Origin of the sequence: Paraburkholderia sp. (genome assembly GCF_034668105.1) — a bacterium.
Classification (GTDB): domain Bacteria; phylum Pseudomonadota; class Gammaproteobacteria; order Burkholderiales; family Burkholderiaceae; genus Paraburkholderia.
Map to the genome: position 1 here is coordinate 1 of NZ_JAXDPY010000234.1, position 10,566 is coordinate 10,566.

Annotated in this window: 8 protein-coding genes and 1 pseudogene; 5 read left to right on the forward strand and 4 right to left on the reverse strand. The window is 63.1% G+C overall.

All coding sequences use genetic code 11. The features are described from left to right. Together QOC89_RS10980 and sodB are read left to right on the forward strand one after the other, a co-directional pair. The coding region (locus QOC89_RS10980; protein WP_323045034.1) for an exodeoxyribonuclease VII large subunit at window positions 1-479 on the forward strand (479 nt) is incomplete at its 5' end. A gap of 219 nt (window positions 480-698) precedes the next feature. Then, complete coding sequence (sodB, locus tag QOC89_RS10985; protein ID WP_323045035.1) at window positions 699-1,277, forward strand: superoxide dismutase [Fe]; 579 nt, start codon at window positions 699-701, stop codon at window positions 1,275-1,277. A 290-nt stretch (window positions 1,278-1,567) separates the two neighbouring features. Here the strand turns inward: sodB and QOC89_RS10990 are convergent, their stop codons facing one another. After that, the gene (locus tag QOC89_RS10990; RefSeq protein WP_323045036.1) at window positions 1,568-1,846 is read right to left on the reverse strand and encodes a hypothetical protein; all 279 of its coding nucleotides are present in this window, start codon (window positions 1,844-1,846) and stop codon (window positions 1,568-1,570) included. Window positions 1,847-2,192: 346 nt separating this feature from the next. Here QOC89_RS10990 and QOC89_RS10995 point away from each other — a divergent pair, with 346 nt between their 5' ends. Next, entirely contained in the window at window positions 2,193-2,768 is a 576-nt protein-coding gene (locus tag QOC89_RS10995) for a glycine zipper family protein (protein WP_323045037.1), read from the forward strand. Between the two features lie 290 nt (window positions 2,769-3,058). Next, a complete protein-coding gene (locus QOC89_RS11000; protein ID WP_323045038.1) occupies window positions 3,059-4,834 on the forward strand; it encodes a pyrrolo-quinoline quinone in 1,776 nt (591 codons plus the stop codon). 173 nt (window positions 4,835-5,007) lie between these two features. On the opposite strand, the gene QOC89_RS11005 is transcribed toward QOC89_RS11000, so the two are convergent. After that, window positions 5,008-6,444, reverse strand: coding sequence for an NYN domain-containing protein (locus tag QOC89_RS11005; protein WP_323045039.1), 1,437 nt, complete (start codon window positions 6,442-6,444; stop codon window positions 5,008-5,010). A gap of 271 nt (window positions 6,445-6,715) precedes the next feature. Here QOC89_RS11005 and QOC89_RS11010 point away from each other — a divergent pair. Continuing rightward, window positions 6,716-7,255, forward strand: a pseudogene (locus tag QOC89_RS11010) (sigma-70 family RNA polymerase sigma factor); the annotation flags it as partial. A gap of 129 nt (window positions 7,256-7,384) precedes the next feature. Here QOC89_RS11010 and QOC89_RS11015 read toward each other — a convergent pair. Together QOC89_RS11015 and mdtD are read right to left on the reverse strand one after the other, a co-directional pair. Next, window positions 7,385-8,659 carry an EAL domain-containing protein gene (locus tag QOC89_RS11015; protein ID WP_323045041.1) on the reverse strand — a complete coding sequence of 425 codons (1,275 nt, stop codon included), beginning with the start codon at window positions 8,657-8,659 and terminating at the stop codon, window positions 7,385-7,387. A gap of 252 nt (window positions 8,660-8,911) precedes the next feature. Next, window positions 8,912-10,372: a multidrug transporter subunit MdtD gene (mdtD, locus tag QOC89_RS11020; protein WP_323045042.1), complete on the reverse strand. Its 1,461-nt coding sequence runs from the start codon at window positions 10,370-10,372 to the stop codon at window positions 8,912-8,914. Window positions 10,373-10,566 lie beyond the last annotated feature (194 nt).

Genomic DNA, 10,566 nt, shown 5'->3' on the forward strand with positions numbered 1-10,566 from the left:
GCGCCCAACAACTCGACTGGCTCGCGCGTCGGCTCGTGTCGCCGGCGGAGCGGCTCGCGCGTCAACGCACGCACTTGCAGCAATTGAGCGTGCGGCTGGCATCGGCGGGCGCGCGTCCCGTACGTGACGCCCGGGCGCGGTTTTCTCTGTTGCAGATGCGCTGGCAGCGCTGGCGCCCCGATCTCGCCGCGCATCAGGCGAGGCTTGGCAATCTCGCGCAGCGTCTGGACGCTGCTTTGTTACGCCAGCATGAACGTCAGTCAGCGCGGATCGACACGCTGGCCGCGCGGCTCGAAGTGTTGAGTCCGCAGCGCACGCTGGAGCGTGGTTATGCTGCCGTGCTCGACGCGCAGAGTGGTCGCGCGGTGCGCGCGCCGTCGTCGCTGAAACCCGGGCGGCGCCTCACGGTGCATCTTGCCGAAGGCGCGGCGGACATCGCGCTCGCCGATGTTCAACCGCGCTTGACCGACGGTTTCTGACACTTTGCCGACAGCACGCCAAGGCGTACTTTTGACCTCCGCAGGGGCCGGCCACGACCCCTGCGAAAGCACTAATTACGCTATATGTCCGGCCTCTTTGCCGATGCCGGACATAAAGTCCGTTCGTTTGCGGGGTTATTCCAAGTCGCCTACAATCGAGTGCTCTAAGGCGTTATCCGCAGACTCCCCCACAACAGATACAGACACAAGGAAAGCACCATGGAACATACGCTCCCGCCGCTGCCGTTCGCGAAAAACGCACTTGCTCCGAACATGTCGGAAGAGACGCTCGAGTATCACTACGGCAAGCATCATCAGACCTATGTGACCAACCTGAACAATCTGATCAAGGGCACCGAGTTCGAAAATCTGTCGCTCGAAGAGATCGTCAAGAAGGCATCGGGCGGTATCTTCAACAATGCAGCGCAAGTGTGGAACCACACGTTCTTCTGGAACAGCCTGTCGCCGCAAGGTGGTGGTGCTCCGACCGGCGCATTGGCCGACGCGATCAACGCCAAGTGGGGTTCGTTCGACAAGTTCAAGGAAGAATTCGCCAAGACCGCAATCGGCACGTTCGGTTCGGGCTGGGCATGGCTGGTGAAGAAGGCTGACGGTTCGCTCGACCTGGTGTCCACGAGCAACGCTGCCACGCCGCTGACCACCGACGCAAAGGCACTGCTGACGATCGACGTGTGGGAACACGCTTACTACATCGACTACCGCAATGCGCGTCCGAAGTTCGTTGAAGCGTACTGGAACATCGCCAACTGGGAATTCGCGTCGAAGAACTTCGCGTGAGATTGCTGGTTGCCGGCTAGTTGCCGTGGCCTGACAGGATAGTTCGGATTTCCAACCAAATTGGAAAGCCAAACGGATCGCGGCAATGAAGTCTGGAACAGGTAGTAAAACAGAAAGCCCTCCTTCGCGAGGGCTTTTTGCTTTTTAGCGCCTGGGGAGTGGGTACAACCTGTCGACGGTCGACATCGAGTGGCCTATCCACGGCATGTGAAAGCTTTGTCACAGTTGGTAACGGCGGCGAAGTCAACGGACCTGTTGCACTGCATTGATTCAGACCTTCCGCGGGTCGATCAAGGCTGTGTCGACGCGGCCCCGGTCGTATCGGAATCGGCCGACATCTGCCGGTGGCGACGGCCGCCGCGCCCGCCGCTGCTGGGCGAAACCGAACTCGCCGGCGCGGGCGGCAGCGGATGATTGATGTACTGGAAATTCTGCGCGATCGACGCACTGGGAAATGTCGTGGTCGACGGTTTCAACACACTGCTCTGGACTGTCGTATTCGTCTGCGCGAAAACGGGCGATAGGCAGGCGGCGCAAGCCGTTGCCGCTACGAAAGCAAACCGGTTCATCGAGTCATCCTCTGTTTTTCATTGATTGTGTCCCATGAGCGCGAGAGCACGGCGCCGGCAAGCCTAGGCGGACTGCCTGCGCCTGCCAGGTACCGTGCCGTTCGACGAGCGAATTGCGCAATGTCGGCGCGAGCCAGTTTAGGCCGTGCGCCGAGAAAACAGATTGCGACCTCACTTACAAGCGTTACCCGATATGACGTGACTGAGTGCGGCTGGCAGGGCGCGATCCCGTCCGCGCCGACGAGGGCGGGAATGTAAGCGAAAAACTTTCTGTAACGATCGTGTAACCAGGAAGGGTGCCGTTTGGCCTAACGTTTGAACTCCCATGTCTTCGAAGCGCACCAACATGAACTCCATCACCAAATCGATGAGCATCGCCATTCCGGCTGCGGTCGTTGCGCTTGCGCTTGGCGGTTGCGCGGTCATGCCGCCGGGCGGTCCGAGTGTGGTTGCCCTGCCGCGCAGCGGCGAGCCGCTCGGGCAGTTCCAGCAGGACGACTATGCATGCCGCGACTACGCGAACCGTTCGACCGACCCGAACGCGGCCGCCCAGGCCGCAACCACGAACAGCGTGAATAGTGCGGCGCTTGGCACGCTCGGCGGCGCCGCCGTCGGCGCACTGATCGGCGCGGCGGCGGGCAATCCAGGCGCGGGTGCGGCGATTGGGGCGGGCAGTGGCTTGTTGATCGGCGGCGCGAACGGGGCGAATGGCGCGCAGTATTCCGCCGCCGGCCTGCAAGCACGCTACGACGCCGCCTACGCGCAGTGCATGAGCTCGAAGGGCAACACAATTTCGCAGCCGCAGGCGCCGGCCTACTATGCACCGCAACCGGCCTATTACGCACCGCAGCCGTATTACTACGCGCCGCCGCCGAGGTATGTCGCCCCGCCTCCGGTGATGTACGCGCCTTACCCGTACTAACGCCGATCGGCAGTTGCGCTTCACTGAATCGAACCGATTGCGCCGGGGAGCAGGCAAGTTTGTTGCTGTAAAGCTTTTGTCATGTCTGGCGGAAAGACGCGAAACGATGGCGGCAGGCGGCGCGGCAAAGGGCGTAGGTTTGGGACAAGGGCTAGGGCCGCCGGGTGACTGGCGCTCTTGCGCAGCCCGCAAACTCCACTCCATCCCTGCCGGCCAACGCCGTTTCTGATTTCGCCGTTCGACGTAGCCCGGCGTACGGATTTGGCCGGCATCGTGCAAGCGAGGCGACTATGCAGCGACCACAAACCGGGACGTTCAATCCGAGAGTGTGGTCCCGCGTGTGCGGGTGGCTGGGCGTGGCGATCGTCGCCGGCTGTTTCCTTTCTTGCGGCGGGGGCTCGGGGGGTACATCAGGTATCGCCTCGGGTTCGGCAGGCGGCAGCGGCAGTCCCGGCGGCTCGACCGGCGGCGGCACGGGCGGCACCGGCTCAAGCACCGGTTCAGGCGGCGGTTCAGGGGGCGGTTCAAGCGGGTCGGGCAGCACACCTACGGGAACGACGGCCTTCGCCACCGACGTGCTGACGCATCACAACGATCTCGCCCGCACCGGGCAGATGCTTGCCGAGACGACGCTGACACCCGCGAACGTGAAGTCAGCGAGCTTCGGCAAGCTTGCGTTTCTCGCCGCGGACGGCAAGGTCGATGCGCAACCGCTATTCGTGACCAGTCTGCCGATTGGCGGCACGCCGCATGACGTGGTCTACGTCGCGACCGAACACGACAGTGTGTATGCCTACGACGCCACCAGCTTCGCCCAGCTGTGGAAGGTCTCGCTGGTCGGCAATGGCGAGACACCCAGCGACGACCACGGTTGCCAGGACATCACGCCCGAAATCGGTATTACGTCGACGCCCGTGATCGATCGCAATCGCGGCACGAACGGCGTGCTGTATGCGGTGGCGATGACCAGGGACAGCAGCGGTGCGTACCACCATCGTTTGCATGCGCTCGATCTGACCACGGGGGCCGAGGTGCTCGGCGGCCCGACGGAGATCGCAGCGACTTTCCCCGGCAACGGCGCGGGAAGCGTCAACGGCGTCATCACATTCCCTCCGTCGCTGCACACCGTACGCGCGGCCCTTACGCTGGCCGGCGGCAACGTCTATATGGGCTGGACTGCGCACTGCATGTCGGGCGCCTACACCGGCTGGTTGATGGCCTATAACGCCGCTACGCTCAAGCAGACCAGCGTGTTCGATGTCGCGCCGAACGGCAGCCAGGGTTCGATCTGGATGGCCGGCTCGGGGATGGCGTCGGACGGAACGTCGATTTACGTGGTGGACGGCAACGGCACATTCGGCACCACGCTGAACGCGCAGGGCTTTCCGGCCGACGGCGACTTCGGCAACTCGCTGATGAAGCTGTCGTTAGGAAACCTGCAGGTCACCGATTACTTCGCGATGGACAACGTTGTGGCCGAGGCAAACGCGGACAACGATTTCGGCTCGGGCGGCGTGATGCTGTTGCCGGATCAGACGACCACGGCTGGCGTTGTCAAACACCTGGCGGTGGCGGCCGGCAAGGACAACCTGATCTATGTGGTCGATCGCGACTCGATGGGTAAATTCAGTCCGACTGCGAACAATATCTGGCAGGTGTTGACCGGCACCCTTGCCGGCGGCATCTGGGGTTCACCGGCTTATTACAACGGCGTGGTGTACTACGGCGGCATGGGCGACAGTCTGAAGGCGCTGCCGGTCTCGGGTGCATTTCTCGCCACTACCGCTTCATCAAGGAGTGCAATCACCTTTGTCTATCCCGGCGCGACGCCGGCCGTGTCGGCCAACGGCACGAGCAACGGCATTGTCTGGGCTGCGGAAAACGGCACGACGGGCGCGTTGCATGCGTACGACGCGGGTAATCTCGGCAATGAGTTGTACAACAGCAATCAGGCCGGTGCACGCGATCAATGGGGCGCGGGCAATAAGTTCATCACGCCGATGATCGCGCGAGGGAAAGTGTATGTGGGCGCGACTAATGGGGTGGCAGTGTTTGGATTGCTTTGAGCGTTGCGGGTGCAGGTGTAGTCACGGTCGCTGTGCCGCTAGCTGGCGACGGTGTGTTCTACTGGCGCCTTCGCAGTTTCAGGCCGATCGCCGCGCCTGTGGACGGAAATGGTAAAGCCCCTGCTCATCACAAGCAGGGGCTTTTTCTTGTTGCTGCGTTTATGCGGCGGCGCTTACTCCGCGTCGCTCGTTGCCGTTGTCTTACGTGGACGACGGCTGCGCGGCGCGGTTTTGCGCGCGGCCTTTTTTGCTGCCACAGGTGCTTCTTCCTCGCTGACGGATGGCTCCGGTGCTTCGGCGGGTGCCGCGATCTCCGGAATGTCATCGATCGTTCGGGGGGGCGCCTTTTTCGCCTTTTTCGCCGCCGTCTTGCGTGGTGCGCGTTCCTTGCGGCGTTTGGGTTGAGCGACGCTCTCTTCCTGTGCCTCTTCGCTGCCTACCGCGAACGGGGGTTCAGTTGCCAAGGTCTCCGGTTCCGCCCAAGCCGCTTCTGGCTGTTCGAAGCCGGGCTCGCCGGTTGACGGCGATTGCGGCTGTACGTCTTCCGTGTGAACTTGCGCGTGAGCGCCGCGCCCCATCGCCGCGCGCTCTTCGTGCGAGGCTTCCTGCTGCCCACCACGGCCGGTCTTGCGATTGCCACGGCCGCGGCGGCGCGACTCGTGCTTGCCGCCCGACTCGGCGACCACGGTCTCGGCAACCTGTGCCTCATATATCTGTTCCGCCGATTCACCAGCTTCGGCCGGTTCGCTCACGTTCTCGACGCCGGCATTCACAGCCGTACCCCGATAAACATACGCGCCTGACTTCTCGTCGCGGCCGAACTCGAGCAGCCCGCGCGCCTGCGCCTCTTCGAGCAGATTGCCGAACGCGCGAAAACCGTAGTACGTCTCGTTGAAATCCGGCTTACGACGCTTGATCGCGTTCTTCAGCACCGAAGCCCAGATCTTGCCGCTGTCGCCACGTTCGGATGCGAGCGCGTCGAACGTTTGCACCGCGATCTCGACCGCTTTGGTGCGGCGCTTTTCGAGGTCTTCCTTATTGCGCGACTTTTCTTCGTCGGGCGCACGTTTGGCCGTCTGCTGCGCGGCCTGTTGCGGGCGGGACGATTCGCGTTTGGCTACCGTGCGCTGACTTTCGCGCACGAGGTCGTCGTAAAAGAAGAATTCGTCGCAGTTTGCGATCAGCAGATCGGAAGTGGATTGCTGCACGCCGACACCGATCACCTGCTTGGCGTTCTCGCGCAGCTTCGACACCAGCGGCGAGAAGTCCGAGTCGCCACTGATGATGACGAAGGTATTGACGTGCGATTTCGTGTAGCAGAGATCGAGTGCGTCGACCACAAGCCGGATGTCGGCGGAATTCTTGCCCGATTGGCGCACGTGCGGAATCTCGATCAATTCGAAATTGGCCTCGTGCATCGCGCCTTTGAAACTCTTGTAGCGGTCCCAGTCGCAATACGCCTTCTTCACGACAATGCTGCCCTTGAGCAGCAGACGTTCGAGCACCAGCTTGATGTCGAACTTGTCGTACTTCGCATCGCGCACGCCGAGCGCCACGTTTTCGAAGTCGCAGAATAGCGCCATGCTGACGGTTTCATTGGATGACGCCATGAATATCTCCATTGAAGCGATCGTCAAATTCGACGAATCGCGACCATGATAGCGGCTCCGGCGGAGGTGATCAGCTTTTGTGTTCCTGGCGCACCGATAGGGCAGGTGAAAAATCGCTATGAATGGAGGGCTTTGGTGGCAGGCACGCAGGCACGCAGGCACGCGGGCGGGCACGCAGGCATGCAGGCATGCGAGCGAGGCAGGCTGCTAACTAGACGAGCACGCACGGCGTCGCGCGCTTTTTCACCATCCACGATCTGGAGGTCTACGCATGACGGAACAGGAAATCGACAAGGCATCCAGCTTCGAGGCCGTGCGCGGCCGCCTGCTCGCGCTGGCGTACCGGATGCTCGGCAGCCGGGCCGAGGCGGAAGACGTGGTGCAGGACGTCTGGCTCAAATGGCATCTCGGCGAGGCACAAGAGGTGCGGACACCGGCCGCGTGGCTTACCACGCTCACCACGCGCGTAGCGATCGACCGGCTGCGTCACGTACAGCGTGAACGCGCGTCACAGGCCACTGGCTGGTTGCCGGAGCCCTGGCTCGACGAGGTGGCGCCATCGGCGGAGGAACTGGCCTTGCGCGCTGCGGAGATGTCGTATGGCGTGATGCTCCTGCTCGAGCGTCTGAAACCGGATGAGCGGGCGGCATTCGTACTGCACGAAGCGTTCGATTGCGACTACGCGGAGATTGCAAAAATCCTCGACCGTACGCCGTCCAGTTGCCGTCAGATCGTTCACCGGGCAAAGGCGCGTCTGCAGCGCGCGGGTGCGCTGCTGGAACGGCCCGATCCTGCCGCGCATGCTCGGATGCGGACGGTTCGGTGAAGATCGTCGCGTTGCGCGGTCACCAGCGCGGTGCGTCTGCAGGCAGCCAACCGCGTGCTGGGTCGCGCGGCCGTCATGAAGCTGCTCGCGCGGATCCAGCAGAACACCGTTGCCTCAATTACGATGCGCAGCGACTTCCCAGTTGATGTCGACGCATAGTACCTGGGTGCCGTGCGGCGTATGCGCGGCGATCGAGGCCGTCACGCACAGATGTGCCTCGTTGATCGACAGGTAGGGCGGCGTGAGGTGCACCTGGCCGGGCACGCGCATCGCCTGAATGAAGTACGGGCGGCGCTCCCAGCTCGCGCCTTGCGAATGCAGCAAGGGCCGGAAGCGCTTGGCGCGTTGCGAAGCACGCCCTGGTGGAAGGACGTTGTCGCCGATCTGCCGCCCCGAACCGTCGAGTACGAAGCAGCGTGCCGTTTCGCCCAGCGTGAGCAGTGGCGCGGTCGCCTGGGTAACCGACTCCTCGGCCACGAGTTGGGCGGCCGCCGTCTCCAGTGCTGTGACATAGGGCGCAAGCCGCGCGGACTGCACGCGTTCGCGCGTCGCAACCCGTTCGCGTAGCGCTGCGGAGAGCGAGTCCATCAAACCGGCCGCCGCTTGCGGTTTCACCGGTTCGACGCTGGGACCTGCGAAGAACGCACCCTGCACGAAGTCGACGTTGCATTCGAGCGCGATCAGCGCATCGCGCTCGGTGCTCAGGCCGCCCATCAGCACCAGTTGGCCGGATTCGTGCAGCAGCGAGACAAGGCCCGGCAGCACGCGTTCGATGTGCGAGTGCTCGCTCGCCTGCGCGAGGATGCAGCGGTCGAGTGTGACGATGTCCGGACGCAGATTCCAGACCCGGTCGATGTTCGAATGCTTCGCGCCGAAGCCGTCCAGCGCGATCAGGAAGCCGGACTTGCGCAACGCGTCGACGATTTCGGCGAAGCGCGTGGTTTCACCGCCTGCCTGCTCGGACACTTCCAGCACCACGCGTTGCGGCGGCAGGCCCAGCGCCTTGAGCCCGGCGAGCAGTGCGTCGCCGTAACTGGTGTCCATCAGCGCCGCCGGGTGCAGGCTCAGGAAAAGCCATTCGTCGTGGCTGTCGAATGCATTGAAATTGCCCAGATGGAGCGATTCGGCCAGCCGCCCGAGCTCCAGCAGGTCGCCGCGCCGTGCCGCCTGTGTGAAAACATCGTGCGACGGCACTTGCAGCGCATGTTCGTCGTGTGCGCGCAGCGAAGCGTGATAACCGATCGCGCGCCGGTGCGACACGGAGAAAACCGGCTGGAACACGCTGAAAACGGTGTAGCCGCCGTATAGAACGGTGCGCCGGGAACCTTCGTCGCCGGCCATCGGGCGCGGCGGCTGGAAGCCGGGAGGATCGAGTTCGATCATGCTCATCATGTCAGTCGTGTGGAGGTTGCGGCGCGCTCGCATGCTCGATATGAGCCGGCACGCGCAAAATGTGAGTTTACAGGATCGGCGAGCAAGAACTATGCGCGAGCGGAAACATACTGTACGCGCCGGGTTGCCGCGGTCAGTCGGACGATTGTGCGCCCGCGTGGGTGCGAAATCGATGATTCGCACTTCGGTGGTGCGACTCGCGCCCCGTTGCGGGTCGGCGGCAAGGGGCGTGGTGAATCACCGCGAAGCTCAGGTCCGCTCCGAAGGATCCGTCTTTTTCCCTAGTGTGCGAATGTCCGGCGACAGTTGCGCGAAGATCCACGACGTGCCCGCGGTGATGATGCCGACACACAGGAACGTCGCATGGAACGCGGGCAACGAATTGGCGGCCGTGACGCGCGGCAGGAGGCCCGTGAAAGTAGCGAGTAACGCGCCTGCCACCGTCACGCCGAGACTCATCGACAGCATCTGCACCAGCGAGAACAGGCTGTTGCCGCTGCTCGCGCCACCGGTGCCGAGGTCCTTGAGCGTCAACGTGTTCATTGCGGTGAACTGCATCGAATTGACGCCACCGAAGAACGCGAGTTGCACGAGCCTCAACCACAACGGCTGCCCGGCGCTGGTGAGTGCGAAGCTTGCCATGGTCAAACCCACCAGCACCGTGTTGATGATCAGCACGCGCCGGTAGCTGTATTTGACGATTAGCGTTGTGACAACCCGTTTGGCGACCATGCCCGCTGCCGCCACCGGCAGCATCATCATGCCGGCTTCGAAGGCGCTATAGCCGAGACTCACCTGCAATAGCAGAGGGATCAGATACGGCATCGCGCCGCTGCCGATTCGCGCGAAAAGATTGCCGAGCAGTCCGACGCTGAAGGTGTGGATCTTGAACAGGTCGAGCGGAAAGATCGGCGCGGGCTCGCGCACGGCGTGCAAACCATAGGCGACGAAGCTGGCGAGGCTCAGGATCAGCAGCACCAGCACGGTGGCATGCTGAATACCAAACTCGGTGCGGCCGTCGAGCGCGAACGAAATCGTCACCATGCCGACGATCAGCAGCAAATAGCCTTTCAGATCGAACTTGCCGGTGTGCTCGTTACGGCTATCCGGCATGAAGATGAACGTGGCGATGCAGCCTACGATCCCCACCGGCACGTTGATCAGAAAGATCCAGTGCCACGATGCGATCTTCACGAGCCAGCCGCCGAGCGTCGGGCCGATCAGCGGTCCAATGAGCCCTGGAATGGCCACGAACGACAAGGCGGACAAGTAGCGTTCCGCCGGAACGGTGCGCAGCACCGCCAACCGTCCGACCGGCAGTAGCATCGCCCCGCCCACGCCTTGCATGATGCGGTAGACCACCAGTTGATTCAGGGTATGCGCGTTGGCGCATAACAGTGAGCCGACCCCGAACACGAGGATCGCGCTGAAAAACACGCGCCGCGTGCCGAGTTTGTCGGCGAGCCAGCCGGACACGGGAATCATCACCGCCATTGTCAGCGAATAGGCGATCACAACCGATTGCATGCGCAATGGCAACTCGCCGAGGCTCGTCGCCATCGCGGGGAGCGCGGTGTTGACGATGGTCGAATCGAGCGTCTGCATGAAGAAGCCGGTGGCGACGAGCCACAGCATCACGGTCAGCGAGCGGGCCGAAGGGGGTGAAGCGGCGGCGGGAGCGGAGGCGGGCTGGGTCGGCGGCGTGGACATGAAGGGCGGCTGGGCGCGCGGGGACGGGCTGGACTCGCTATTCTAGGGAAAAGCGTAGCCCGACGCAGCGGATATTCCGGTTGGATCGACCCACCGCAAGTAACGCAAGCGAAGGTCCGCCAGGCAGGTCACCCCAACCCAGGCAACGCCGCGGCAGTACGGAAAAACGCCTGCGCACGCGGCTCGTTGCCAAA